Genomic DNA, 24,796 nt, shown 5'->3' on the forward strand with positions numbered 1-24,796 from the left:
CCGCGCCGATGGGACGTCACTCGCCGGATGGGCGACGCCGGCTGCTCGTGCCCGCCCTCGCGATCGGGCTCGTGCTCGTCCTCGGTGGCGCGGCCTGGGTGACCGTGTCGGCCGTCGGCCGGAAGCCCGGGTGTGACCAGCCCGCGAACGTGCTCGTGACGGCGTCCTCGGACATCGCGCCCGCGTTGTCGCTCGTCGCGCGGGGTCTGGACCTCGCGTGCGGCAGCGTCGAGGTCCAGACCAGGGAGGCGACGCAGGCCGCCGAGCGGCTCGCCATGTCCGACGGCAGCCCACGCCCGCAGGTGTGGGTGCCCGACTCCACGCTCGCCCTGCGCCGCGCGCACCAGCTCGGGGCCGCTGACGTGCCCGAAAGCGGGGCGTCGGTGGCCAGTTCGCCGGTGGTGCTCGGCGTCGCCGCGGACGTCGCCAAGGGCCTCGGCTGGCCCGACCGCACGCCGACGTGGGCGGAGGTCCTGGCCGGGCCCGGGGTCGTCCCCGGCATGCCCGACCCGGCCCATGACGCGGTCGGCGCGCTGGCGCTGCTCGGCCTGCGTGACAGCGTGAAGGCCGCGCCCGAGCCCTCGGCCGCGTACGTCGCGCTGCTGCGGCGGTTCTCGGTCAACGCGCTCGGCGCCGAGACGGACCTGATCGCGCGGCTGCCGGGCTCGAGCGACGGCAGCGGCACGGCCGCGGTGACGGCGTTCCCCGCGTCGGAGAACTCCTTGCTGCGCCACAACATCGAGGACACGTCGTCGCCGCTCGTCGCCGTCTACTCGACCGCGGTGCCCACTTTGGACTACCCGTTCGCGGAACTGGGCGGCATCACCCCGAAGCAACGCCCGATCATCGACGCGCTGCGGGAGGCACTACTCGGCGGCCCCGGCGCCGACGCGATCGCGAAGACGGGCCTGCGCGCGGCGGGCGGCCAGGCGCTGCGCGACCACACCGACGACCCCCGCGTGGCGCCGACGGGCTTCAAGGCCACCAACCTGCCGCCGGCCACCACCGTCGACGAGCTCCTCAACCAATGGGCGGGCGTCAACCTGAGCGCGCGCGTGCAGGTGCTGCTCGACGTCTCGGGTTCGATGAACGCGCAGGTGCCCGGCACGTCGCTGAACCGGATGCAGCTGACGGTGGAGGCGACGCAGAAGGCGTTGCACCTCTTCAAACCGGCGACGCAGCTGCGCATGCTGGCGTTCTCGACCAAGCTCGACGGCGACAAGGACTACTGCGAGATCCTGCCGATGGCCCCGGTGGCCCAGCACCTGGCCGGCGGCGCACTGGACAAGCTCGCCCAGCTGAAGGCAACCGCGGACGGCGGAACCGGCTTGTACGACAGCGTTCTGGACACCTACCGCACCGCCCGCCGCGAGTGGGAGCCCGGCCGCCTCAACCTGGTGATCGTGATGACGGACGGCCGCAACGAGGACCCGCACAGCATCAGCCGCCCGGACCTGCTGGCCGAGCTGGCCAAACTCCAGGACCCCCGCCGCCCCATCCCGCTGATCGGCGTGGGCGTCGGCCCGGACGCGGACAAACCGGAACTGGACCAGATCACGGCGGCAACGGGCGGCCAGGCGTTCGTGGCCCCGGACCCGGCGAGGATCACGGACGTGTTCTTCGGAGCCCTGAGCCGCATCGCCGGCGGCTAGCTGAACCAGGCGCCGAACATCGAACTGTGCGACCGGCCGCTGAGCCGCTCGTCCAGGTCGACGGCTTGGGCTTCGGTCAGCACACAGATGTAGTCGACGACCGCCCGTGCTTCCCGCGCTTCCGCGGACCCTCGGTAAGCGGAGTCGAAGTCAGGGTCCCGCCCCAGTTCTCGATAGATCGAGCGAAGCTGGATCGGCAACCGGGGGCTCTTGGGTGATTCGGTCAGGCAGTCGCGGAGCCGGTCGTAGAGGGATTGGACGATCCGCTTCTGCCCTTCTTGCATCACCGCCAAGGACGGCTTGTCGATGACGTAGTACCAAGTGAGCTCCTTCAAGGCTTCGACCAGGTACTGGCAACGGGCATCGACTGCTATGTGCGGGGGATCCGCCGCGAAGGAAACAGCATTGACGCAGTCGGTGATGTTCGCCGTCGTGATCACGTTCATCGCGGAGCGGTTCTGGCGGGTGTCCCAGCACGAAGACGTGATCTTTCCGAACCTGCTGATGACTTTGTCCAATCCGGCGTCGAACAGAGCCGGCTCGAAGTCCGGCAGCTTGCCAAGCCGGCGTCGGGCGTGTCTGGCGATGCGGTCCCGGTCGCTCACCAGGTCGTGCAGGGGAATGAGCCCGGCCCGGAAACAGTCTTCGATGTCGTGGGTCGCGTAGGTGATGTCGTCCGCCCAATCCATGAGGATGGCATTGGCTGACCTGAGGCTGCTCGTTGCTCCTTTGCGAGCCCACCGGAAGTCCTCGAGTTCGCTCGCGTACGCGCCCCACTTGCTGCCGAATCGGCGATCCGTCCAGGTCGGAGCGGTGAACAGATCGTCTGCGGACCGTGGCCTCGGCCGGGGGTACTTGAGCATCGCGTCGAGTGCGGCCCGGGTGAGGTCGAGACCCGCGTACTCCGTTCTGCGTCTGGCGAGTTTCGTGACGATCCGGAACGACTGGGCGTTCCCTTCGAAGCCTTCCAGCCCGACGGCCCGGCGGAGGCAGGCGTCGAGGACCGGTTCGGACACGTGCCCGAACGGCGGGTGCCCGATGTCGTGCACGAGTCCTGCCGTTTCGACGACGTCGGCGTTGATTCCGAAGCTCTTCCGGAACTCCCGAGCTTCCGCCGAGTCTCCCTGCTTCAGGTGTTGAACCAGCCGACGCCCGAGTTGAGCCACTTTGAGGCTGTGGGTGAGGCGGTTGTGCAGTACCCGTTGTTCGTTCACGGCGGCGACTTGGGCCACTCCGGACAGTCGCCGGAACGCCGACGAATAAAGTACCCGGTCGCGGTCTCGCTGATAAGGAGTTCGGAAAGGATCGTCCTCGGATTTTTCGTGTCGTCGCTTCCACTTTCGTGGGTTCCCCATGGTCGCCCCTCGCTCGTTCGCAGTTGCCGTATACCAACGTCGTGGCCGGCGGCTTGTTACTGCGTGGAAGGGGAAGATCGCCATAGTTGCAGTGTTGTGTCAGATCCGGAAGCATGTTGCGACCCGTGGATGCCGTCGATTGCGGTTCGGCATCGCCGGTCGCGGCTCAGTCGGGTGGGTCGACTGCCGCAGTTCGGATGGATCGCCGGCGGATGAGGGCGTAAACGCCCAAGATCACCGCCAGACTGATCAAACTCAAATACAGCTGGGACCGCGCATCCGAGTCCACGAACAGCATCGACGCCACCACCGCCAGCGTCAGTACCAGCGTCACCCAGCTCAGCCACGGGTACCCCCACATCCGCAGCTTCAGCTTCTCCGGCGCCGAAGCCTCCAGCGCACGCCGCATCCGCAACTGGGACCCGCAGATGATCGCGTACACGAACAACGCCACCGCGCCCGCCGAATTGATGATGAAGTAGAAGATCTTGTCCGGGGACACGTAACTCATCACCACCGCCACGTAACCGACCGAAGTGGACACCAGGATCGCCTTCCACGGGACGCCCCGCTTGTTCGTGTCCGAGATCCACGACGGCGCCCAGCCGTGGCGTCGCAGCGCGAACAGCATGCGGGATGCCGTGTACAGTCCCGAATTCAGCACCGACAGGGCCGCCGTCAGGGCCACCGCGCTCACGATCGTCGACGCCGCCGGGACGCCGAAGCGGCCGAACGCTGCCGCGAACGGGCTTGTCTCGCTCGGGATTTCGCGCCACGGCGTGATCATCACCAGCAGGGTCACCGAACCCACGTAGAACACGATCACGCGCCAGACGATCGTCGACGTCGCCTTGCGGACCGCCGTCTCCGGCTGGTCGGACTCCGCCGCCGCGATCGTCACGATTTCCGCGCCGAAATAGGAAAAAATCACGATCACCACGCCGTGGACGACCGAAAAGCCGCCGTGGGGCACGAAACCGTCGAGAGCGATGTTGCCGACCGAGAAGTGCGCGCCCGGCCAGAGTCCCAGCACGAACAGCAGGCCCAGCACCAGGAACACCACGATCGTCGCGACCTTGATCGACGCCAGCCAGAACTCCGTCTCCCCGAACGAGCGCGCCGACGCCAGGTTCGTCGCCGTCAGCAGGAGCATCAGCGCCAGCGAGAACACCCACGGCGGCACGCCGGGGATCCAGCCCTGCAGGATCTTCGCGCCGGCCACCGCCTCGAACGCGACCACGCCGACCCAGAAGTACCAGTACAGCCAGCCGATCGTGAAGCCCGCCCAGCCGCCGAGCGAGTCGCGGGCGTACTCCATGAACGAGCCCAGTGCGGGGGCGGCCGTCGCCATCTCGCCGAGCATCCGCATCACCAGCACGACGAGCAGGCCGCCCAGCGCGTACGAGAGCACGGCCGCCGGACCTACGGTGCGGATCACCGCGCCGCTGCCGATGAACAGGCTCGCGCCGATGATGCCGCCGAGGGCGATCATGCGGACGTGCCGCTGCCGCAGGTCGGGCCGCAGCCCGGACTTCGTCGTCACGGTGTGGGATTCTCGCACTTCGGCGCCACATCGTGAAGAACTCAGGTCGCGAGGATCTCCGACTTCCGCTGCACCAGGTACGCGCCGCCGAGCAGGATCGCCGAACCGAGCAGCTGCAGCCAGGTGAGCTCCTCGCCGAGCAGCGCCCACGCCGTGACGGTGACGATCACCGGCTCGACCAGCCCCAGCACGCTCGCCACCGACGCCGGCAGGTGCCGCAGCGACGAAATCCCGAAGACGTAGGCCAGCACGGTCGCCACCAGCACCAGCAGGGTGATCAGCAGCCACACGGGCGGGTGCCACGCGCCGAAGCCGACGTCGGTGGCGAGCAGCCCGACCGGCCACGTCCACGGCGGCGCGGCGAAGCTGATGGCGACCGCGCCGATCACCATGCCCCAGGTGACCAGGCCCAGCGGGTCGATGTCGGCCACCGCGCGCTCGCCGAGCAGGAAGTACCCGGCCGAGCAGAGCGCCGCGCCGAAGCCGGCGAGCAGGCCGACGCCGTCGAGCGTCACGCCCTGCCAGACCTGCGCGACCAGCGACAGCCCGACCATCGCCAGCGCGATGCCGCCCCACACCGACCGCGGCAGCCGGTGCCGCCGCACGAACCGCACCCACAGCGCGATCAGCACGGGGGAGACGAACTCCAGCAGGATCGCGATGCCGACGGGGATCCGGCCCGCGGCGACGAAGTAGAGCAGCTGCACGCCGGCGACGCCGAGGAGGCCGTAGCCGGCCAGTACCGGCAGCTCGGCCCGGCCCACCCGGAGTTTCCGCGGCGCGACCAGCGCGACCCCGGCGAGCAGCACCAACCCGGCCAGCGCGATGCGCATCGAGGCCACCTGCTCCGGGGTGATCCCGGCGCTCATCGCGGACTTGCCCAGCGTGCCCGACGTGCTGAAGAACAGCGCGGCCAGCAGGACGAGGGTGGTCCCGCGGCCGCGATGGGCGACCCGGGGCGGGGCGAGGACGGGCAGCTCGGTGGTCACCCCGGCGACTCTAAGCGTGACCGCGTCACTGCCAAAGCGGTTTTCACGGTTACTCGGCCTGCTTGAGCCCCGTCGCGACGTGCGTGGTGATGGTCGCCAGCCGCCGCCCCTGGACGCGCAGCGCGCCGAGGGCGAGGTCGTCGGGCGCCGCGGACTTGCGGGACACGAACGAGCCGCCGTACGGGTTGCCCGACTCCATCAGGTGCGGGTCGGCGTAGCCGAGCGGCACGACGATCGCGCCCCAGTGGTAGAAGACGTTGTTGATCGCCAGCAGCGTCGACTCCAGACCGCCGTGCGCGGTGGACGCCGTCGTGAACGACGTCGCGACCTTGTCGGCCAGCTTCCCCTTCGCCCACAAGCCGCCCGTGCTGTCCAGGAAGGACTTCAGCTGGGCGGCCGGGCCGCCGAACCGGGTCGGGCTGCCGATCGCGAGGCCGTCGGCCCACTCGAGGTCGGCGAGCTCGGCCAGCGCGTGGTGCGGGCCGGCGTCGATCCAGGCCTGCCAGCGCGGGTTCTGCGCGACGGCCTGCTCGGGCGCGGTCTCCCGCACGGTCCGCACCCGCACGTCGGCGCCGGTTTCGCGGGCGCCGGCGGCGAGGGACTCGGCGAGGGCCGCGGTGTTGCCGGTCGAGCTGTAGTAGACGACGAGGATCCGTGTGCTCACGTCCGCCGACTCTAGGGTGCCGGGCCGGGCGTCTCAGGATCCGGACACGGGCTTCCAGGGGCTGACCGTGTCGGTCGGCCGCGTCGGGTCGTGGAAGCGCGGGCGGTCCAGCTCGCCGCGGCGCAGCGGGACCAGGCCGTCGGCGATCGCCTGCATGATCTTCGCGTGCGCGCGCACGCCGGCGCCGGGCCGCTCCGGTTCGATGTCCGAGAGGTCGACGGGGTCGCCGAAGTGCACCTGGAACCGCGGCCGGCGCAGCGGCGCGCTGAGCCCGGAGCGGGCGAGCGGGACCAGGTCGGCCGGGCCGTTGACGGTCTCGGTGCCCCAGTAGACGGCCTCGTGTGCGCCCCACTGGCTGATCGGGATCACCGGCACGCCCGAGGCGAGCGCCAGGCGGGCCGCGCCGGTCTTGCCGCGCTCGGGCCACAGGCCGGGGTCGTGGCTGATCCGGCCCTCGGGGTAGACGATGATCGGCTCGCGCGTGGTCTTCATCGCCTCGACGGCCTCGGCGAACTGCCCGACGGCGGTCCCGGCGTGCTTGCGGTCGACCCGCAGGTGCCCGCTGACCCGCAGCGCCGGCCCGATCACGGGCGCGTCGAGGATGCCGCCGGCCAGCATGAACCGCGGGTTGATGCCGATCCGCTTGCACGCCGCCATCAGCACGAACGCGTCGAACACGCCGATGTGGTTCGCGGTCATCAGCAGTGGCTTGCCGCGCAGCTGAGCCGGGATCCGGCCGGTGACGGTGAGCCGCCCGACCAGGTTCACCAGACCGCGGTCGATGTTCAGCATGGTCCGCCAGATGGCGGGGGCACGGCGGGGCGGTTCGGCGGTGCGCAGCGCGAGCATGGGGCAGAGCATGGCAGACGCCGATTTCACCCGAATGCGCACTGGCCGGATCGGTTCACCCGGATGGCCCCGCCGCGCCGGTTGTGAGGCAGAAGTTCACCCTGAGCCGAGAGTGGCGCACGAGGCGAACGGGCACGGGCGGTTACCGTTGACGCATGGCTGGGTCGGCGACGAGGAAGAGAAGCACGGGAAGCGGCGCGAAGGGGGCAGCGGCGCGCAAGCCGCGTACGCCCGCGAAGCCACGGCCACGTTCGTCGCCCGCCCGCAAGCCGGCCCCGCGCCGCAAGACGCCCGGGATCTTCGGCAAGGGCGTCCGCGGCACCTGGAACCTGCTGGCCAAGGGCACCGGAACGCTGGCACGCACGGTCGGCCGCACCCGTGAGCTCGAGGCCGAACACCGTCGCGACGGCCTGGCGCTCGGCCTGATCGCGCTGGCCATCATCGCCGCCGTCGGCGTCTGGTGGCGGGCCGCCGGGCCGATCGGAGCCGGGGTCGAGATCGCCACCCGGAGCGTGCTCGGCGCCGGGGCCGTGACGCTGCCGCTCGTGCTGGTCGTCGTCGCCGTCGCGCTGATGCGGTCCGAACCGCACCCCGAGACGCGGCCGCGGATGGTCATCGGCACGATCATGGTCGTGCTGTCCGTGCTCGGGATGCTGCACATCTTCACCGCGCTCCCGGACACCAACGACGGCCGGATGTACGCCGGCGGCATCATCGGCGCCTTCTCCGGCGGCCTGCTCACCATGGGCGTCACCACCTGGGTCGCGGTGCCGCTGCTGATCCTTGCGCTCGTCTTCGGCATCCTCGTCTTCACCGGCACGCCGGTCCGCGAGATCCCGCAGCGGCTGCGCAACTGGGGCCTCGACGAGGAGGAGATCGCCGAGGCCGAGGCCCAGCGCTCCGGGTTCGCCACCGACGAGGACGCCGTCACCGACGCCGACCCGAAGGCCGCGCGGCTGCGCAAGCCGTCGCGGCGCCGCCAGGCCGCCGACGCGGACCCCGAGCAGCTCGACATCGACGCGATGCTGGCCGAGGCACCGACGCCGATCAAGCCGCCGAAGGCGCTGCCCAAGCCCCCGGTCGAGGTGCCCGAGAAGAAGCCGAAGAAGGCCCCCGAGCCTCCGCTGGCCGTCACGCGGACCGTCGAGGGGGACTACCAGCTCCCGCCGCCCGACCTGCTGAAGCTCGGCGACGCGCCGAAGTCCCGCAGCAAGGCCAACGACGCCATGATCGAGGCGATCACCGGCGTGCTGGAGCAGTTCAGCATCGACGCGCAGGTCACCGGCTTCACCCGCGGCCCGACGGTCACGCGCTACGAGGTCGAGCTCGGCCCGGGCGTGAAGGTCGAGAAGATCACCGCGCTGACCAAGAACATCGCCTACGCGGTCGCCACCGACAACGTCCGGCTGCTGGCGCCGATCCCCGGCAAGTCCGCGGTCGGCATCGAGGTGCCGAACTCCGACCGCGAGATGGTCCGCCTGGGCGACGTGCTGCGCGCGCCGTCCACGGTCAAGGACAACCACCCGATGGTGATCGGCCTCGGCAAGGACATCGAGGGCCACTTCGTCACCGCGAACCTGACGAAGATGCCCCACCTGCTGGTCGCGGGCTCCACCGGTTCCGGTAAGTCGAGCTTCGTCAACTCGATGCTGGTGTCGCTGCTCGCGCGCTCGACGCCGGACGAGTGCCGGATGATCCTGATCGACCCGAAGATGGTCGAGCTGACGCCCTACGAGGGCATCCCGCACCTGATCACGCCCATCATCACCCAGCCGAAGAAGGCCGCCGCCGCGCTGGCCTGGCTGGTCGAGGAGATGGAGCAGCGCTACCAGGACATGCAGGTCAACAAGGTCCGGCACATCGACGACTACAACAAGAAGGTCAAGTCCGGCGAGATCACCGCGCCGCCGGGGTCCGAGCGCGAGTACCGGCCGTACCCGTACATCATGGCGATCGTCGACGAGCTCGCCGACCTGATGATGACCGCCCCGCGCGACGTCGAGGACGCGATCGTCCGGATCACGCAGAAGGCGCGCGCGGCGGGCATCCACCTGGTCCTGGCCACGCAGCGGCCGTCGGTCGACGTCGTCACCGGCCTGATCAAGACCAACGTGCCCTCGCGGCTGGCGTTCGCGACGTCGTCGCTGACCGACTCGCGGGTCATCCTCGACCAGCCGGGCGCGGAGAAGCTGATCGGCATGGGCGACGCGCTCTACCTGCCGATGGGCGCCGGCAAACCGGTCCGCATCCAGGGCGCGTTCGTCGGTGACGAAGAGATCGCCGCGGTCGTCAACTACGCCAAGGAGCAGGCGCAGCCGGACTACCAGGACGGCGTCACCGCGCAGAAGGCCGGCGAGAAGAAGGAGATCGACCCGGACATCGGGGACGACCTGGACGTCCTGCTGCAGGCGGCGGAGCTGATCGTGACGTCCCAGTTCGGCTCGACGTCGATGCTGCAGCGCAAGCTGCGGGTCGGCTTCGCGAAGGCCGGGCGCCTGATGGACCTGCTGGAAAGCCGGGGCGTGGTCGGGCCGTCGGAGGGCTCGAAGGCCCGCGACGTGCTGATCAAGCCGGAGGAGCTGGAAGGCGTCCTGTTCATGATCCGCGGCGGCGGCCCGGTGGACGCCGACGCCGACGGCGACGACGAGTAGACGGTGCAACCCGTGACGCCGTCCGTTCCGTCCTGAGCACGTGGACCTGAAGCGATTCGTAGCCGGGCTGTTCGCCTTCGCCGTCGTGACGGTGGGCGCCGGGAGCTCGGTCGCCACCGGGCAGCCCGCCGCCCCCGGGCCGGCCACGCCACCGTCCTCGACGGTGAGCGCCCCGGCCGGCCGCGACGTCACCCTGCGGCTCGGGCAGGAGGCCGCCGTCCAGGGCAAGGACCTGACCGTGCGCTACACCCGGGTCGTCTCGGACTCGCGGTGCCGCCCGGGCATGACGTGCATCTGGCAGGGGGAGGCCACGCTGGCGTTCCTGCTGAAGGAGCCCGGCCGCGGCGAGAGCACGACGGCCGAGCTGCACAGCGGCCCGCGTACGGGCCCTCAGGCGACGTCGTTCGCGGCCAGCCGCATCGAACTGGTGTCGGTCAGCGAGGACGGCGGGGAAGCCACGGTCCGGGTCACCTGAGCCGCCGAGGCCCAAGGTGATCCAGACCGCGGCGGCGATCCGCGCCACGTGCCCTTGGTCGCGGCCCGGCCAGGAATGCGATGGCCGCGAGCATGCCGCCGATGGTCTTGACCGGCCCGGACTCCTCGAAGAGTGCGTTGAACTCCAGGAATCACCCGAGCGGCGTGCCCCAGTGGTCCTGGAAGGCCACTTCGGACAGCGGGGTGCGCGGCGCGGGCTTGAAGTCCGGCACGGTCGTGTACGCCACCGGCAGCAGCCCGGCCTGCGTGTGGCCCTCCGGGATGCCGAGGATCTCCGCCGCCTCGGCCTCGCGGGAGAGGTGGTACGTCGTGAGCGTCGAGCCGAGGCCGCGTGAGCGCAGCGCCAGCTGGAAGTTCCACACCGCCGGGAAGATGCCGCCGTAGAAGGCCGCGTCGACCGCGTTGTCCCCGGCCGGGCGGCCCCGCAGGACCGGGATCACGAACACCGGGACGCGCTCGATCACGTCGATCAGGTGCTGCCCGGACGCCAGCGCCCGCGGGTCGCCCGTCTTCGTCGCGAGGTAGGCCTCGCCGACCTCGCGGAACAGCACCCCGAGCCGGTTCTTCACATCCTGGTCGCGCACGACGAGCCAGCGCCAGGCCTGGACGTTGCCGGGTGTCGGCGCCTGCAGCGCCAGGTTCAGGCACTCCTCGACGACGGCGGGTTCGACGGGCCGGTCGAGGTCGAGCTTGCGGCGCACCGCGCGGGTCGTGCCGAGCAGGTGATCGATCTCCATGACCCCATCCTGGCCCAGGCGCGCGCGAGCGCACCCGGGCCGGGGCGCGGGCTCAGCCGCCGAACTTGCGGACCGCCTGGTAGTACGTCCAGGCGGCGCCCTTGCAGGCCACGTTGGAGCCGCAGACGCTCTTGAGGTCGCTGTAGAGGTTGTCGTCGATCTTCAGCCGGTTCGCCTCGGAGAAGCGGCCCTGCTTCTTGTAGTTGCGGTAGCCGAAGTCGTGCCGGTGGCAGCCGGGCAGGAACTGCCAGCCGAACGGCGTGTCCGGCGACCACGAGCAGCCGTCCGACGACCAGTCGAGCTGGCCGGAGTAGGGCGCCTGGTTCCGGATCGACTCGAAGCCGGAGAGGGACGTGGAGAAGAGGTACTGGTCGGTGACCGTCGGGATGTCGACGGCCGCCGCGGTGCTGGCGCCCGCGAGGACGCCTCCGCCGACAGTCACGGCCACCGCCACGGTGGCCCCCAGGTTCCGCAGTGTCGTGCGCATCGTTGCTTCCTTGCCGATCGAGTGACTTGGTGCCCGACCAGCTTCGGGCAGGCCAGTGGCGTGGGTCACCGCCCGAAAGGATGTTGTTGGGAAAATTTCCCCCTGACTTCGCCCCCTAGGCGGGAATCGTCCAGACGACCTAGGGGTGGCCGACCCGGCCGCGTCAGAGCTGCAGCAGCATCCGCGAGTTGCCCAGCGTGTTCGGCTTCGCGTACGGCAGGTCCAGGAACTCCGCCACGCCCGTGTCGTGCGAGCGCCGCATCTCCTCGAACACCTCGTGCGAAACCGGCGTCCCGTCGATCTCCACGAAGCCGTGCCCGGCGAAGAAGCTCGTCTCGAAGGTCAGCACGAACAGCCGCCTGAGACCCAGCTCACGGGCCTCCTCCACCAGCCGCGCCACGAGCAGCCGCCCGACACCCTGGCCGCGGACCGCCTTGTCGACCACCACCGTGCGCAGCTCGGCGATGTCCTCCCAGAGCACGTGCAGGGCCGCCGCGCCGACGACTTCGTCACCCAGTTCGGCGACCCAGAACTCCTGGACCGCCTCGTAGAGCGTGACCAGGTCCTTCTCCAGCAGGACGCGGCCGGCGTCCGAATCGACGAGGGCCTTGATCTTGCGGACGTCGGCGATCCGCGCGCGGCGGACGGTCGGGCGGGGGGAGGCGGACGGCACGATCGTCAACCCTGCCACATCGCCCGGCGCGCGCGGCGACGCAGCTCGCTCTTCGGGTCCGGTTGTCGCAGCCGGGCCACGCCGTCGTCAGGCCGCGTGCACCCGGCGGCTACCCTGAACTTCGTGCCTTCCCCTGCCACGGACCCAGCCGCCACCCGACGCGTCTCCCTGCTGACCCTGGGCTGCGCCCGCAACGAGGTCGACTCGGAGGAGCTCGCGGGCCGGCTCGCGGCCGGCGGCTGGGAGCTGGCGGCCGATCCCGAAGAGTCCGACGTCGTGGTGGTCAACACCTGCGGCTTCGTCGAATCGGCCAAAAAGGACTCGGTGGACACGCTGCTGGCGGCGTCCGACACGGGCAAGAAGGTCGTCGCCGTCGGCTGCATGGCCGAGCGCTACGGCCACGAGCTCGCCGACAGCCTCCCCGAAGCCGACGCCGTGCTGGGCTTCGACCACTACGCCGACCTCTCGGCCCGGCTCGACGACGTCGTCGCCGGCCGCAAGATCGCCTCGCACACCCCCGGCGACCGCCGCAAGCTGCTGCCGATCAGCCCGGTCCAGCGGCCCGCCGCCGCGGAGACCGTCGAGGTCCCGGGCCACGCGCAGCACGGCTGGGGCCCGCGGGTGCTGCGCACGCGCCTCGACGACGCGCCGGTCGCCGCGCTGAAGATCGCCTCCGGCTGCGACCGGCGCTGCTCGTTCTGCGCGATCCCGTCGTTCCGCGGCTCCTTCGTCTCGCGGCAGCCCGACGAGATCGTCGCCGAAGCGATGTGGCTGGCCGAAAACGGCGTCAAGGAACTGTTCCTGGTCAGCGAGAACTCGACGTCGTACGGCAAGGACTTCGGCCGCGACGGCGCCACCGCGCTGGAGCGGCTGCTGCCGCGCCTGGCGGCGGTCGACGGCATCGAGCGCGTCCGCGTCTCCTACCTGCAGCCGGCCGAGACGCGCCCGCAGCTGGTCAAGGCCATCGCCACCACGCCGGGCGTCGCCGAGTACTTCGACCTGTCGTTCCAGCACTCCAGCGAGCAGGTGCTGCGCCGGATGCGCCGGTTCGGCTCGACCGACTCGTTCCTCGCGCTGACCGAGCAGATCCGCGAGTACGCGCCCGAGGCGGGCATCCGCACCAACGTGATCGTCGGGTTCCCCGGTGAGACCGAGCACGACCTGAGCGAGCTGGAGCGCTTCCTGACCGGCGCGCGCCTCGACGCGGTCGGCGTCTTCGGCTACTCCGACGAGGACGGCACCGAGGCCGAGGGCTTCGACGGCAAGCTCGACGCCGAAGAGGTCGCGAAGCGGGTCACCCGGATCTCGGCGCTGGTCGAGGAGCTGACCTCGCAGCGCGCCGAGGACCGGATCGGCACCTTCGTCGACGTCCTGGTCGAGCTGGACGACGACGGCGAGGTCACCGGCCGCGCCGCGCACCAGGCCCCCGAGGTCGACGGCGAGTGCATCATCCTCGACGCGCCGGAGAAGGCCCAGGTCGGCGACTTCCTGCGGTGCGAGGTCGTGGACTCGGCGGGCGTCGACCTGATCGTCCGCGCGGTACCGGACGCCGACCGGTGAGTGCGCTCCCCAGCGACGCCGCCGACGAGGGCCTGACGCACGACGCCCCCGCCCAGGTCCCCGAGCCGACCCCGGTCCCGACGCTCAACGTCGCGAACCTGCTGACGCTGTCGCGGCTGGTCCTGGTCCCGCTGTTCGTCGCCGCGCTGTTCGTCGGCGACGGCCACGACACCACCTGGCGCGCGCTCGCGACCGGCCTCTTCGCCATCGCTTCGGCCACCGACCAGCTGGACGGCTGGGTCGCCCGCAAGTACGGCCTAATCACCGACTTCGGCAAGATCGCCGACCCGATCGCGGACAAGGCGCTGACCGGCGCCGCGCTGGTGGGGCTGAGCGTTCTCGGCGAGCTGGGCTGGTGGGTCACGATCGTGATCGCGGTCCGCGAGATCGGCGTGACGCTGCTGCGCTTCTGGGTGATCCGCCACGGCGTGATCCCGGCCAGCCGGGGCGGGAAGGCGAAGACGATGGCGCAGATCGCGGCCATCGTGGCGTACCTGCTGCCGCTGCCGGCCGGCGCGGACCCTGTCCGCTGGTCGCTGATGGGCCTGGCCCTGGTGCTGACGGTGGTGACGGGCGTGGACTACCTGGTCCGCGCGATCCGGCTGCGCGCGGCCGGGCGCCGGGTCACCGGGAGCTGAGCTTGGCCGAGGTGCCGCGAACGACTCAGGGGGGACCGCCGGCGTCCCGAATGAGTCATTGGCGACCTCCGGCCGGCCCGGCCGCTGCGCGCGAGGTGGCCGCGGGCGGCACCGCCGGGGCGGACCGGCGCCTGTCCCTCACGACCGGGCCGAGGTGCCGCGAATGACTCATTCGCGATCTCCGGCCATCCCCGCCGAGGGTGACGAGCAGGCCGCCGCCCTCGTCGCGGCCCTCACCCGGCGCGGGGAGACCGTCGCCGCCGCCGAGTCGCTGACCGCCGGGCTCGTCTGCGCCACCCTCGCGCGCGTGCCCGGGGCCAGCGCGGCCCTGCGTGGCGGGCTCGTCGTCTACGCCACCGAACTCAAGACCGTCCTCGCCGGCGTCGACGCCACCCTGCTGGCCGAGCACGGCGCCGTCCACCCCGAGGTCGCCGCGCAGCTCGCCGAGGGTGCCCGTGAGCGGTGCGGGGCCACCTGGGGCCTCGGGCTCACCGGCGTGGCCGGCCCGGGCGCGCAGGACGGCGTCGAGCCCGGAACCGTGCACGTCGGGCTGGCGGGGCCAGGAACACGCACACCGCGTGTTTCGGGGGTTCGGGTGGCGGAGCCCCCGACCCGAGGCGAAGCCTCGTTTGTCACAGTCCGTACGCTGGCGTTGAGCGGCGATCGCGACTTGATCAGGACCCGATCGGTCCAGGCCGCGTTTGCCCTGCTTGGGGAACATCTGACGTGAATCCGGCGTTCGCCCTTGGCGTACGGGAGCACCAACTCCTGCGCCCAGGGCACCGCTCTGGGTAACGTAGGGGGTACTTGTACGGAAGGGAGGCGCGTGATGACCGTGCTGTTGCGTGAGGCGATCGGTGATCGGCTCCGTCATGCCCGCACCAACCAGCGTCGTACGCTGCGCGACATCTCCCGCGCCGCCAGGGTCAGCCTCGGCTACCTCTCGGAGGTGGAACGGGGCCAGAAGGAGGCGTCGAGCGAGCTGCTCGCGTCCATCTGCCAGGCTCTGGACCTTCCGCTCGGCGAACTGCTGCACAAGGTGGCGGCGGACGTTTCGGCCCTCGACAACGTCGAGGTCGCGCCGGTCGACGAGCGGATCGTGGAGGGCAGGCCCCGGGAGAAGCGGGGTGCCGAGGCCTCGGCGGCCGGTATCGAAGGCGGCCGCCTGATGTCCGAGCTGATCGGGAACGACCTCGCCGACCTGCGGGTTTCCCCGGCACCGCGGATGAACACCACCCTGCGGACGACGATCGGCCAGCCCAAGCTGGCCTCGACGATCGCGGCATAGTCACAGGTCGGACACGACGACGGCCCCGGGCAACCCGCCCGGGGCCGTTCGCGTTGCCTACTCGGGGTGATCAGGGCGATCCCTGAATTCCGCCGGGTCGCCTGGAACGGACGTGGCCGACCTGACACGATGGAACCCAACGCCGGGGTCGGTGCGTTGCAGAAGCAGGGGAGCGACGCCCCACCCCGAGTACTCAAGGCCCGTGGGACGCAAGAAGGCAGGCGGAGGAGATGGCCAACCCGTTCGTGAAGTTCTGGAAGTACATGATGGCGGCGTTCTCGTCGAAGATCGACGAGCACGCCGACCCGAAGGTACAGATCCAGCAGGCCATCGAGGAGGCGCAGCGCAACCACCAGGCGCTGACGCAGCAGGCCGCCTCCGTGATCGGCAACCAGCGGCAGCTGGAGATGAAGCTCAACCGGCAGCTCGGCGACGTCGAAAAGCTGCAGGCGTCCACCCGGCAGGCGCTCGTCCTCGCGGACGAGGCCCGCAGCAAGGGTGACGAGCAGAAGGCCACCGAGTTCGAGAACGCCGCGGAGAGCTTCGCGACGCAGCTCGTCACGGCCGAGCAGAACATCGAGGACCTGAAGACGCTGCACGACCAGTCGCTGCAGGCCGCGGCCCAGGCCAAGAAGGCCGTGGAGCGCAACTCGCAGATGCTGCAGCAGAAGCTGGCCGAGCGCACGAAGCTGCTCTCGCAGCTGGAGCAGGCGAAGATGCAGGAGCAGGTCTCCGCTTCGCTGAACCAGATGAGCCAGCTGGCGGCGCCGGGCAACACGCCGTCGCTGGAAGAGGTCCGCGACAAGATCGAGAAGCGCTACACCACGGCGCTGGGCTCGGCCGAGCTGGCGCAGAACTCGGTCCAGGGGCGGATGATGGAGGTCCAGGCCTCCACCACGCAGCTGGCCGGCCAGTCGCGGCTGCAGCAGATCCGCGCGTCGATGCACGGCGACTCGGTCGCCCAGGTGACCGACGGCGGCGCGGCGGCCCAGAAGCCGGCGAGCAGCTCGGCGGACATCCAGCGGGAGATCCAGGCGCGCGTGCAGGCCGAGCAGGGCAAGAACCCGGCCTGACCCGGGCTTGAACCAGGGCGAAGGGGGCGAAAGCGATGGGGCAGCAAGGCAAGCGGCGTGACTTCGGCGAACTGAGCGCCAAGCTGGAGAAGCACATCGAGAAGCTGCCCGACTACGCCGTCCGCGCCCAGGAAAAGCTCCAAAAGGTGCAGAAGTACTTCCCGCCGGCCGAGCAGGCCGGCGGGAAGTCTCCGCGCCCGAACCCGCTGCAACGGCCGCCCGTGCGGCGGCCGGACGTGACGACGTCGCTGACGTCGATGGCGAACCAGGTCCCGGCCTTCGCCGAGGCCCGGGCCAAGTGGGACCGCTGGAACCACCCGGCCGCGAAGCTCGAACGCCGCAAGCGGCGCACGGCGAAGGCGCTCACGCTGTGGATCATCCTCACGATCCTGTGCGGCGTGGTCACCGTGGCGGCCGCCGTGGGCTGGATCAGCCCCACCCACGCCGCGATGATGCCGCAGGCGATCACGGCGTTCGCCGGAGTCGTCATCTTCGGCACGTTCAGCGTCCGGTCCGGCCTCAAGCTGCGCGACCTCAAGCGCACCCCGATCCCGGCGGCGCCGGCCGGCCCACCGCCGCTGCCGGCCGCCCGGTCGGCGGCCCGCGAACCCATGGAACGGCTCGCCGAGTGCGAGGCGTCGCTGATCGAGCTGCTGCGCCAGCTTTCGGTGCCGTCCCCGGTGGGCACGGCCCCGGTTTCCGAGGTGGCCGTCGCGGACGCCCGGCAGACGGCGAACGAAGCCGCCGCCGCGCTGCGCGGCCTGGCGGCCCGCATCCAGGCGATCGAGCGCGGCCGGGACTCCGCGCCGGCCCGGGAGAAGGCGGCCTTGGCCGCGGCGGTCGGCAAGCTCCGCGAACAGCTCGACGACGGCATCGAGGGCTACCGCGGCCTGGTCGCCGCGGCGGGCCACACGGTCGCCGCCTCCAGCGACGGCCTGGTGACGTCGAAGCAGGACCTCACCGACGCGACCGACCGCCTGGCGGGGCTGGCGATGGCCCTGCGCGAGCTCTCCTGACCGTCCGATTCCGCCCGGCGCGCTCGCCCGGCGGAACGAAATCCGGCTGATCCCAGCCGGATCCCACGTTTTCCTCGCCCGTCACGCGAATCCGGCTTCGCTGCGCCATCCGGGCACCTCGCTCCGCCGTTCGAGGGCGCCCATGCGGCCGTCCGGCCCGTTCGTCACCCCGCGTGCGTGATCGTGCGTTTCACCCCGGCGTCGCCCCCTGTTCACCTCTTGGTGCCGAAACACGCGCGTAATCGGAAACTGATCGCGACGGAAACGTCGGCGAACTAACGTTTCTGTCATGCATGCAGAGGTGTCACTCGCCGGGAGGCCCGCCGTGCACTGAGGTTCGCCGGCGCCGACCGTACACAGTGGACTTTCTCGACCCGCCGAGGAAAGGACGCCCCGTGAACACGCTCCCGCCGGACCCGGACCTCGTCCCGGTCACCCCGCCCACCGCCTCGCACCGCGTCGTCGCCGCCTTCGAGCGCATCACCGAAGCCGGCCGCCCCGAAATCTGGACCACCCTCCGCGCCGTCGAAGACGTCCTCGTCGACGCCAAGACCGTCGACGAACGCGTCAAAGCCGGGGAAGACCTGCCGCTGGCCGGCACCGTGTTCGCCGTGCAGGACCTGATCGACGTCGCCGGGCAGCCGTCCGGGACCGGCGTGCCGGAGACCAGCGCCCCGGTCGTCGCCCGGCTCATCGCCGCCGGTGCCCTCGTGCTCGGCAAGACCGGTGCCGCCATGGTTTCCGGGACCTGGGACCGCACCAAGGCCGGCGGGAACGGCGCGGCGGTCGCCGTCGCGCTGGGCATCGTCGACCTGGCGCTGAGCACCGGGGGAGCCGTCCCCGCGGCGCTGAACGCCGTCGCCGCCGTGAAGCCGACACGCGGCCTGCTGCCCGCCGCCGACGGCGTCTCCGTCTACTCGAACGGCCTGGTCACCGCGCACCGCGCGCTCACGCAGATGACCGGCGGCGACCGGTCCTGGCCCGCCGACGTCCGCCTCGGCGCCGGCGAGCACCCGAGAATCGGCTACCCCGCCGACCTGCCCCTCGGCGAGGCCGCGAGCCTGGCGCTCGAGACCGTCGTCGCCCGGCTGACGGCGTCGGGGGCCGTGCTGACCCCGTTCTCCGTGCGAGAGCCCGGGTTCGACGGGTTCGACGCCCTCGTCGTGCCCACCGTCCCGGAGCACCCCGGGATCGCCGAAGCGCTGGCCGACCCGGCCGGCGTGGGCCACCGCCTGGCCGCCTGCACGGCGTTCGCGAACCTCCTCGACGTGGCCGCGGTGTCGGTCCCGGTGTCGCCGGGCGACCGCCGTCCGTTCGGCGTCACCTTCCTGACGCGGGCGTTCGAAGACCAGATCGCGCTGGACCTCGCGACCGTCTGCACGGACGAGCCGATGACGCCCTACCCCGAGCCGGGCGAGGACGTCGTCGTGTTCGGCGCGCACCTGCGCGGCCAGCCGCTCAACGCCGAGCTCACCGGGCTCGGCGCCCGGTTCGGCGGACCGGTCCGGACCATCGAGGGCTACCGGATGGTGCTCCTGGGCACCGAGCCGCCGCAACCCGGCGTGCTCGCCGGTGGCGCCGTCCTCGACGGCGAACGCTGGCGGCTGTCCCCGGCCGCGTTCGAGCGGTTCGCCGCCGCGCTCAAGGAACCCTTCGTGCTCGACCGCGTCGAGCTGGACGACGGCACCGCCCCGCTCGCCGTCCGCTGCCTCGCCGCGGACGGGCCCGCTCTGGACCGCTACGAGTCCTGGCGCGGGTACGTCCGGTTCGCTTCTACCGCCGGCCTGCGAGCCCCCGGCTGACGCGGCGCACCAGGCCCGGCCCGTGCAGCGCGAAGCCCGTGTAGAGCTGCACGAGCGACGCACCGGCGTCCACGAGCCGGAGCGCGTCGTCCGGGCCCAGGACGCCGCCGACGCCGATGATCGGCAGGGTCCCGCCGGTGTGGTCGTGCACGAACCGCACGACCTCGGCCGCGCGGGTGGTCAGCGGCCGGCCGGACAGCCCTCCCGCCTGTCCGGCCAGGCCGCTCTCCGCGGCCGCGATGCCGTCGCGGGACAACGTCGTGTTCGTCGCGATGATCCCGGCGACGCCGTGCTCGACCGCGACCTCCAGCAGCTCGCCCAGCGCGTCGTCGGTCAGGTCGGGCGCGACCTTCACCAGCAGCGGCGTCGGCGTGCCCTGGCCGGCCAGCTCCGCGGACGTCGCCCGCAGCTCGCCGAGCAGCTCGGCCAGCGCGGCGCGGTCCTGCAGCTGCCGCAGGCCCGGCGTGTTCGGGGAGCTGACGTTGATCGCGAAGTAGTCCGCGTACGGGTACAGCGCCCGCAGCGAGAACCGGTAGTCCTCGACGGCCTCGTCGAGCGGCGTCACCTTCGACTTGCCGATGCTGATCCCCAGCGGGACGCCGGGTTTGCCGTCGCGAGCCAGCTTCGCCGCGAGCGCTTCGGCGCCGTCGTTGTTGAAGCCCATGCGGTTGATCACCGCGTCGGACGCGGGGAGGCTGAACAGCCGCGGCCGGGGGTTGCCCGGCTGCGCCAGCCGCGTCACCGTGCCGACCTCGACGAACCCGAAGCCCAGCGCGGCCCACGCGGGCAGCGCGCGGCCGTTCTTGTCCATCCCGGCGGCCAGGCCGACGCGGTTGGGGAAGCGCAGGCCGAGCACCGTCACCGGGTCGTCGACGCGGAGGGCGCCGCCGAGCGCGGGCGCCGCCTTGCCGAGCCGGGCGAGGACGCTGATCGTGCGCTCGTGCACCAGCTCGGGGTCGTGGTAGGACAGCCGGTACAGCGCCGGGCGGACGATCTTGTCGAAGAACACGCCCCCATGCTGCCAAACCGCCCGCGGCCCGCTACCGGAGCGCCGCCTTCACGTGAAAGCGGCCACTACGCGCCCGAGGCCCGGAGGTCTTTCCACTCGTCTTCGAGCAGGGCGTAGATCAGCTCGTCGGTCCACTCGCCCTTGACGATCTCGTTCTCCTTAAGATGCGCTTCCCGGCGCATCCCGAGGCGTTCCATCAGCGCGGCGGACGCGGTGTTCCGGCCGTCGCAGCGGCCGATGACGCGGTGCAGCCCCAGGTCTTCGAAGGCCAGCCGCAGCAGTTCGGTCGTCGCCTCGGCGGCCAGGCCCTTGCCGTGGTGGTCCGGGTGGAAGACGAAGCCGATCTCGCCCTGGCGGTGCTCGCTGCTGATCCACTCGAGGTTCAGGTCGCCGATCAGCTGCCCGGTCGAGGCCAGTTCGACCGCCACGGCCAGGAACTGCCCTTCCTTCGTCAGCGTGGAGCTGTGGACCCGCTTGGCCAGCGCGGCGGCCGACTCGGCCCGGCTGCGCGGCCCCCAGTAGAGGTAACGGGCGACGTCGGCACGGGACTGGAAGGAGTTCAGCGCGTCGAGGTCGCCGGGCGTGAACGGGCGCAGGAGCAGCCGATCCGTGGTGATCGGGTAGTCGGGCCTGAGCATGCGTCCAGGCTAGCGACCTTCAGCCGTCCGGGTGACAGAACGGGGAAACGCTGATCGCCGGACGGTCGTCCCGCGACGCCGGGTGGCGCGACCTGCACAAATGAGCACTCCATCGAGAAAATGGAGGAACCCCCGGGGTGCCTCTCGGACGCCGTCAAACGTCCGAGCCCGAGCCGGACTGGTGCTCGGGAACCCCGGGGGCACGGTGACTGCCTGGTATTCGCTATCAGGCATCACGTGGAGCAGGCGATGAGCCAGAAGGTGGCTCAGCTGTAGCGCTGCTCAAAGTCCTCCACGTGCCATCCGCTAGCGGACAGCCACCTCACGAGTCCTGTTGGAATACAACTTGGGACCACCTCCTCTCTCGTGTACTTCCACGCTAGGCGAAGCTCCCAGGGTCCGGCAATGTCATTTTCGCGATCTCACTCCGCAGACGGCCTTCGCGCTGCTCGCCGAGGAAGGACGCGTCGACGGCGTGCTTCGCGAGCCGCGCCGGGGTCGGCCGCAGCCAGCCCCAGCCCCTCGGCGACGTACTCGCCGGTCATGCGCCGCACCGGGTGTGCGGCGACGCTGGTGAGCTGCGCGGTCCGGACGTCGGGCACGCTTCAAGCGAGATCCGGTGCGCCGCACGGTGTTCCCGCAGCGCGGGGTCGGCCGCGAAGCCGGTGCCGTGCCCGATCCGGTGGTTTCGCCCGTGTGCAGGACGGTGTGCAGCCCGGCTTCCCGCGCCCGCGTGAAGAACGGGCCGAACCGCGCTCGCCCGACGCCCGGTTCCGGCCCACCCAACCCGAAGGACACCAGGCCCTCAGGGCGTTCGCGCAGCGCGAACACGAGCGTCTCCCGCCCGGCTTTGACGCCCGTTTCTCCCGGGATGTCGGAGCACCAGGCCAGTTCCACGCCCAGCCCGGCCGCTCTCCAGCCCGGACAGCAGTTCGTCGCCGGGCACTCCGTCGAGCACGTGGTTGTTCGGCGTGACGGTGACTTCGGCGTAGCGGCAGCTCTGCGCGGCGAGATCGGCGGGCCAGTGCGAGGACGGTCGCCAAACGCGCGGCACGGGGCCTACTGCGGCGGGTGCGGTCCGGCCTGGTCCTTCGGGCAGAACCAGGTCGGCCGGCGCTGGACGTCGTGGCCCTGCGTGCGGACCAGGAGCCGTCCGCCGCAGCGGAAGCAGCCCTGGCGGGTGCGCTCGTAGACCCAGTTCTTCCGGTTGCGGTCGAGGTGCCCGGTGGTGCTCTGGTCGAAGCGGCCGGAGCGGGCGTTGGCCAGCAACAGCTTGCGGGCCAGCGCGACCGTGGTGGCGGCGTCCACTTCGGACACCGGAACCCACGGCGTGACGCCGAGCAGGAAGGCGATCTCGCACTTGTAGAGGTTCCCGACCCCCGCCATGACCCGCTGGTCGAGCAGTGCCAGCCCCAGTTCGCGCTCCGGTGCGGCGGTCAGGTTCGCCACCGCGCGCGCCGCGTGCTCTTCCGTCCACTGTGGATCGAGCAGGTCCGGGCCGAGGTGCGCGACGAGGTCGTGTTCCTTCGGCGTGGCGACGATCCTGAGGTCGTGGACGCGGAAGCCGATCACCTGGACGTCGGCCGCGGTGAAGACCACGCGGGCGTGGTGGCCGGGCCGCCGCCACTTCGCGCCGGCGGCGTAGACGTCCCACATGCCGTCCATCATCAGGTGCGAGTGGAGCGTCAGGTCGCCGGAGAAGCGCGTGAAGAGGTGCTTGCCGACCGTGCCGACGCCGAGGACCTCGCGTCCGGCGAGGTCCACAGTGGCCAGCTGGGGCACGCGGAACTCCCCGCGCAGCAGCGTTTTGCCGGCCAGTGCCTTGTCGAAGCGCTTCCCGACGAGGTAGACGGTGTCACCTTCGGGCACGGCTCACCCCGCCGATTCGGACACCTCGGCGGGCGCCTCGGGCGTCTCCGGCGCCGGGCCTTCTGGCCAGTCCGGGCCCTCGGGCTCTTCGCCGGCGACGCGGTGGCGGCCGGCCCGGTTCGAGCGCAGGATCTTCGCCAGCACCATGTTGAACGTCAGCGCGATCTCCTGGGCACCGGGGGAGTGCCATTCGTGGATCGGGCTGCACGCGCCCTGGGCCTGCTGCACCGCCAGGCGGTCGGTGATCGCCGTCGGCATCACCAGCGAACCGAAGTTCTCGCGCAGCTCGGCGATCCGGAACTGGTGCTCGTAGGACCGGACACGCAGCTTGTTCACCAGCACGCCGATCGGGCGCAGCCGCGGGTTGAGGTCCTTGCGGATCTTCTCGATCGCTTCCAGAGCCCGGTGCGCGCCCGCGACGGCGTACATGGTCGGCTCGGTGACGATGAGCGCGCTGTCCGCGGCGACCAGCGCCGACTTCGTCAGCCGGCCCAGCGACGGCGGGCAGTCGAGGATCACCAGCTCGTAGGGCAGCTCGCCGAGCGGCTCGCGGTGCAGTTCGTCGAGCGCGCGGGAGAAGTTCGCCAGCCGCTCGCTGTCGGCGTCGGGGTCGTTGAGCAGTTCCAGCTCTTCGGTGCCGACGAGGACGTCGACGTCCTCGCTCCACACGCTGGGCGCGATCGCGCGTTCGAGCATCTCCCGGGTCGGGGTCTCGAGCACGTCCGCGAGGGTGGCGTCGGTGAACGGCGGGTCGAGCGAGGTGGTGGCGTTGCCCTGCGGGTCGAGGTCGACCACCAGCGTTCGCGTGCCCCTACGCAAGGCGGCGGACGCGATACCGAGAGCGACCGTCGTCTTGCCGACGCCTCCCTTGAGGCTGAGTACGGCGACCGTGTGCACGACGACCAGCCTACGGGTGTGGGCGAGGCGCGCCGTCGGGCAAGGGGCGTTCACTCGAAGGGAGGAGCCGGGGAGGCGGGCGGGGGCGGGCACTACCCTGTCCGGCATGAAGACGGAGACCGTGGCCGCCCGGGGTTCGGGCGCCGTTCGCCGGGTGCTCGAGGCCGAGCTGAAGGCCGCCCGCGCCCGGGGCGTCGAGCACCCCCGCGTCGTCGACGTGGGCGGCGGCAGCGGCGGCTGGGCGGTGCCGTTCGCGGCGGCGGGCTGCCGGGTGACGGTCGTCGAACCGAGCCCCAACGCGCTGGCCACGCTGCAGCGGCGGGCCGAGGAAGAGGGCGTCGCCGACCGGATCACGGTGATCGCGGACGACTCCGACGCGCTGGGCAGGCACGTCGAGGCCGGCTCGGCCGACCTGGTGCTGGCGCACGGCCTGCTGGAGATCGTCGACGACCCGGCGGCGGTGCTGACGGCACTGGCCACGGCGGTCGCCCCGGGCGGCGCGGTGTCGGTGCTGGTGGCCAACCGCCACGCGTCGGTCCTCTACCGGGCGCTGTCCGGCCGCGTCGCCGAAGCCCGGCAGCTGCTGGAGAGCGCGGACGGCGTGGTCGCGGGCGACACCGTGCTGCGGCGCTTCGACGCCGACGGCCTGCGCGCCCAGCTGGTGACGGCGGGCTTGGACGTGACGCTGCTGCAGGGCGACCGGGTGATCTCGGACCTGGTGGGCGGCGACGTCCGCGAAGACGAGCTGGCGGACTTCGAGCGCGTGGCGGCGGCCACCCCGGCGTTGCGGGAGATCGCGAGCCGCCTGCACGCGGTGGCGCGGCCCCCGGCCTGAGCGGCGGATTTCGGCTGACGTGCGGCCGTGACCGGCGGATTCCGGTCGTCGCGCACCGCTTGATCCGGAATTGTCG

24 protein-coding genes are annotated in these 24,796 nt (G+C 71.4%); 11 read left to right on the top strand and 13 right to left on the bottom strand.

Translation table 11 applies throughout. The features are described from left to right. The first annotated feature begins 8 nt into the window (after nucleotides 1-8). Nucleotides 9-1,652: a substrate-binding domain-containing protein gene (locus tag MUY14_RS04660; protein WP_247021142.1), complete on the top strand. Its 1,644-nt coding sequence runs from the start codon at nucleotides 9-11 to the stop codon at nucleotides 1,650-1,652. Here the strand turns inward: MUY14_RS04660 and MUY14_RS04665 are convergent. The 5 genes from MUY14_RS04665 to MUY14_RS04685 all read right to left on the bottom strand — a co-directional run bounded on the left by MUY14_RS04665 (nucleotide 1,649) and on the right by MUY14_RS04685 (nucleotide 7,064). Next, the gene (locus MUY14_RS04665) at nucleotides 1,649-3,007 is read right to left on the bottom strand and encodes a deoxyguanosinetriphosphate triphosphohydrolase family protein (RefSeq protein WP_247021144.1); all 1,359 of its coding nucleotides are present in this window, start codon (nucleotides 3,005-3,007) and stop codon (nucleotides 1,649-1,651) included. The genes MUY14_RS04660 and MUY14_RS04665 overlap by 4 nt on opposite strands. Nucleotides 3,008-3,173: 166 nt before the next feature. Then, the gene (locus tag MUY14_RS04670; RefSeq protein ID WP_247021146.1) at nucleotides 3,174-4,550 is read right to left on the bottom strand and encodes an amino acid permease; all 1,377 of its coding nucleotides are present in this window, start codon (nucleotides 4,548-4,550) and stop codon (nucleotides 3,174-3,176) included. A 41-nt stretch (nucleotides 4,551-4,591) separates the two neighbouring features. Next, complete coding sequence (locus MUY14_RS04675; RefSeq protein ID WP_247021149.1) at nucleotides 4,592-5,539, bottom strand: DMT family transporter; 948 nt, start codon at nucleotides 5,537-5,539, stop codon at nucleotides 4,592-4,594. Between the two features lie 49 nt (nucleotides 5,540-5,588). Further along, on the bottom strand, nucleotides 5,589-6,203 hold the full coding sequence (wrbA, locus tag MUY14_RS04680; protein WP_247021150.1) for an NAD(P)H:quinone oxidoreductase: 615 nt from the start codon (nucleotides 6,201-6,203) through the stop codon (nucleotides 5,589-5,591). A gap of 33 nt (nucleotides 6,204-6,236) precedes the next feature. Further along, nucleotides 6,237-7,064, bottom strand: coding sequence for a 1-acyl-sn-glycerol-3-phosphate acyltransferase (locus MUY14_RS04685; RefSeq protein ID WP_247021152.1), 828 nt, complete (start codon nucleotides 7,062-7,064; stop codon nucleotides 6,237-6,239). A 143-nt stretch (nucleotides 7,065-7,207) separates the two neighbouring features. Here MUY14_RS04685 and MUY14_RS04690 point away from each other — a divergent pair, with 143 nt between their 5' ends. Both MUY14_RS04690 and MUY14_RS04695 read left to right on the top strand, forming a co-directional pair. Then, nucleotides 7,208-9,703: a DNA translocase FtsK gene (locus MUY14_RS04690; protein WP_247021154.1), complete on the top strand. Its 2,496-nt coding sequence runs from the start codon at nucleotides 7,208-7,210 to the stop codon at nucleotides 9,701-9,703. A 40-nt stretch (nucleotides 9,704-9,743) separates the two neighbouring features. Then, nucleotides 9,744-10,178 (top strand): hypothetical protein, encoded by a 435-nt coding sequence (locus MUY14_RS04695; RefSeq protein WP_247021156.1) that lies wholly within the window; start codon nucleotides 9,744-9,746, stop codon nucleotides 10,176-10,178. A gap of 151 nt (nucleotides 10,179-10,329) precedes the next feature. Here MUY14_RS04695 and MUY14_RS04700 read toward each other — a convergent pair whose 3' ends face one another. From MUY14_RS04700 to MUY14_RS04710, 3 genes are all read right to left on the bottom strand, one after another. Beyond that, nucleotides 10,330-10,935, bottom strand: a complete 606-nt coding sequence (locus MUY14_RS04700; RefSeq protein WP_247021158.1) for a nitroreductase family protein — start codon at nucleotides 10,933-10,935, stop codon at nucleotides 10,330-10,332. A gap of 52 nt (nucleotides 10,936-10,987) precedes the next feature. Next, complete coding sequence (locus MUY14_RS04705; protein ID WP_247021160.1) at nucleotides 10,988-11,422, bottom strand: phospholipase; 435 nt, start codon at nucleotides 11,420-11,422, stop codon at nucleotides 10,988-10,990. Between the two features lie 163 nt (nucleotides 11,423-11,585). Beyond that, a complete protein-coding gene (locus MUY14_RS04710; protein WP_247021162.1) occupies nucleotides 11,586-12,095 on the bottom strand; it encodes an amino-acid N-acetyltransferase in 510 nt (169 codons plus the stop codon). A gap of 123 nt (nucleotides 12,096-12,218) precedes the next feature. Between MUY14_RS04710 and rimO the strand changes: the two genes are divergently transcribed. The 7 genes from rimO (at nucleotide 12,219) to MUY14_RS04745 (ending at nucleotide 19,472) form a co-directional block, all read left to right on the top strand. Next, nucleotides 12,219-13,655 carry a 30S ribosomal protein S12 methylthiotransferase RimO gene (rimO, locus tag MUY14_RS04715; protein WP_247021164.1) on the top strand — a complete coding sequence of 479 codons (1,437 nt, stop codon included), beginning with the start codon at nucleotides 12,219-12,221 and terminating at the stop codon, nucleotides 13,653-13,655. Further along, nucleotides 13,652-14,293, top strand: a complete 642-nt coding sequence (pgsA, locus tag MUY14_RS04720) for a CDP-diacylglycerol--glycerol-3-phosphate 3-phosphatidyltransferase (protein WP_247021166.1) — start codon at nucleotides 13,652-13,654, stop codon at nucleotides 14,291-14,293. The genes rimO and pgsA overlap by 4 nt, the downstream gene beginning before the upstream one ends. Before the next feature lie 163 nt (nucleotides 14,294-14,456). Then, entirely contained in the window at nucleotides 14,457-15,023 is a 567-nt protein-coding gene (locus MUY14_RS04725) for a CinA family protein (RefSeq protein ID WP_247021168.1), read from the top strand. Nucleotides 15,024-15,122: 99 nt separating this feature from the next. Next, nucleotides 15,123-15,581, top strand: coding sequence for a helix-turn-helix domain-containing protein (locus tag MUY14_RS04730; protein ID WP_247021170.1), 459 nt, complete (start codon nucleotides 15,123-15,125; stop codon nucleotides 15,579-15,581). A gap of 230 nt (nucleotides 15,582-15,811) precedes the next feature. Further along, nucleotides 15,812-16,654, top strand: coding sequence for a PspA/IM30 family protein (locus tag MUY14_RS04735; protein WP_247021172.1), 843 nt, complete (start codon nucleotides 15,812-15,814; stop codon nucleotides 16,652-16,654). 35 nt (nucleotides 16,655-16,689) lie between these two features. Beyond that, a complete protein-coding gene (locus MUY14_RS04740) occupies nucleotides 16,690-17,670 on the top strand; it encodes a phage shock envelope stress response protein PspM (RefSeq protein WP_247021174.1) in 981 nt (326 codons plus the stop codon). Between the two features lie 395 nt (nucleotides 17,671-18,065). After that, nucleotides 18,066-19,472: an amidase family protein gene (locus tag MUY14_RS04745; RefSeq protein WP_247021177.1), complete on the top strand. Its 1,407-nt coding sequence runs from the start codon at nucleotides 18,066-18,068 to the stop codon at nucleotides 19,470-19,472. On the opposite strand, the gene MUY14_RS04750 is transcribed toward MUY14_RS04745, so the two are convergent. From MUY14_RS04750 to MUY14_RS04770, 5 genes are all read right to left on the bottom strand, one after another. Next, on the bottom strand, nucleotides 19,444-20,481 hold the full coding sequence (locus MUY14_RS04750) for a quinone-dependent dihydroorotate dehydrogenase (protein WP_247021179.1): 1,038 nt from the start codon (nucleotides 20,479-20,481) through the stop codon (nucleotides 19,444-19,446). The genes MUY14_RS04745 and MUY14_RS04750 overlap by 29 nt on opposite strands. 65 nt (nucleotides 20,482-20,546) lie before the next feature. After that, nucleotides 20,547-21,119, bottom strand: a complete 573-nt coding sequence (locus tag MUY14_RS04755; RefSeq protein WP_247021181.1) for a GNAT family N-acetyltransferase — start codon at nucleotides 21,117-21,119, stop codon at nucleotides 20,547-20,549. 408 nt (nucleotides 21,120-21,527) lie between these two features. Then, the gene (locus tag MUY14_RS04760) at nucleotides 21,528-22,016 is read right to left on the bottom strand and encodes a hypothetical protein (RefSeq protein ID WP_315863261.1); all 489 of its coding nucleotides are present in this window, start codon (nucleotides 22,014-22,016) and stop codon (nucleotides 21,528-21,530) included. Between the two features lie 162 nt (nucleotides 22,017-22,178). Continuing rightward, nucleotides 22,179-22,988 carry a DNA-formamidopyrimidine glycosylase family protein gene (locus MUY14_RS04765; RefSeq protein WP_247021183.1) on the bottom strand — a complete coding sequence of 270 codons (810 nt, stop codon included), beginning with the start codon at nucleotides 22,986-22,988 and terminating at the stop codon, nucleotides 22,179-22,181. Between the two features lie 3 nt (nucleotides 22,989-22,991). Next, nucleotides 22,992-23,885 carry a ParA family protein gene (locus MUY14_RS04770; protein WP_247021185.1) on the bottom strand — a complete coding sequence of 298 codons (894 nt, stop codon included), beginning with the start codon at nucleotides 23,883-23,885 and terminating at the stop codon, nucleotides 22,992-22,994. Nucleotides 23,886-23,991: 106 nt separating this feature from the next. On the opposite strand from MUY14_RS04770, the gene MUY14_RS04775 reads away from it, so the two are divergent. Beyond that, nucleotides 23,992-24,720 carry a methyltransferase domain-containing protein gene (locus MUY14_RS04775; RefSeq protein WP_247021187.1) on the top strand — a complete coding sequence of 243 codons (729 nt, stop codon included), beginning with the start codon at nucleotides 23,992-23,994 and terminating at the stop codon, nucleotides 24,718-24,720. Nucleotides 24,721-24,796: the final 76 nt, after the last annotated feature.

The sequence above is a fragment of the Amycolatopsis sp. FBCC-B4732 genome (genome assembly GCF_023008405.1).
In the GTDB taxonomy this organism is placed as follows: Bacteria; Actinomycetota; Actinomycetes; order Mycobacteriales; family Pseudonocardiaceae; genus Amycolatopsis; species Amycolatopsis pretoriensis_A.

What these genes read in the sequence shown, in the direction of transcription:
- MUY14_RS04660 (WP_247021142.1), top strand. Translation starts at nt 9, where the DNA reads ATGGGACGTCACTCGCCGGATGGGCGACGCCGGCTGCTCGTGCCCGCC.
- MUY14_RS04665 (WP_247021144.1), bottom strand. Translation starts at nt 3,007, where the DNA reads ATGGGGAACCCACGAAAGTGGAAGCGACGACACGAAAAATCCGAGGAC.
- MUY14_RS04685 (WP_247021152.1), bottom strand. Translation starts at nt 7,064, where the DNA reads ATGCTCTGCCCCATGCTCGCGCTGCGCACCGCCGAACCGCCCCGCCGT.
- MUY14_RS04690 (WP_247021154.1), top strand. Translation starts at nt 7,208, where the DNA reads ATGGCTGGGTCGGCGACGAGGAAGAGAAGCACGGGAAGCGGCGCGAAG.
- MUY14_RS04700 (WP_247021158.1), bottom strand. Translation starts at nt 10,935, where the DNA reads ATGGAGATCGATCACCTGCTCGGCACGACCCGCGCGGTGCGCCGCAAG.
- MUY14_RS04705 (WP_247021160.1), bottom strand. Translation starts at nt 11,422, where the DNA reads ATGCGCACGACACTGCGGAACCTGGGGGCCACCGTGGCGGTGGCCGTG.
- MUY14_RS04725 (WP_247021168.1), top strand. Translation starts at nt 14,457, where the DNA reads ATGACTCATTCGCGATCTCCGGCCATCCCCGCCGAGGGTGACGAGCAG.
- MUY14_RS04730 (WP_247021170.1), top strand. Translation starts at nt 15,123, where the DNA reads ATGACCGTGCTGTTGCGTGAGGCGATCGGTGATCGGCTCCGTCATGCC.
- MUY14_RS04735 (WP_247021172.1), top strand. Translation starts at nt 15,812, where the DNA reads ATGGCCAACCCGTTCGTGAAGTTCTGGAAGTACATGATGGCGGCGTTC.
- MUY14_RS04740 (WP_247021174.1), top strand. Translation starts at nt 16,690, where the DNA reads ATGGGGCAGCAAGGCAAGCGGCGTGACTTCGGCGAACTGAGCGCCAAG.
- MUY14_RS04755 (WP_247021181.1), bottom strand. Translation starts at nt 21,119, where the DNA reads ATGCTCAGGCCCGACTACCCGATCACCACGGATCGGCTGCTCCTGCGC.
- MUY14_RS04775 (WP_247021187.1), top strand. Translation starts at nt 23,992, where the DNA reads ATGAAGACGGAGACCGTGGCCGCCCGGGGTTCGGGCGCCGTTCGCCGG.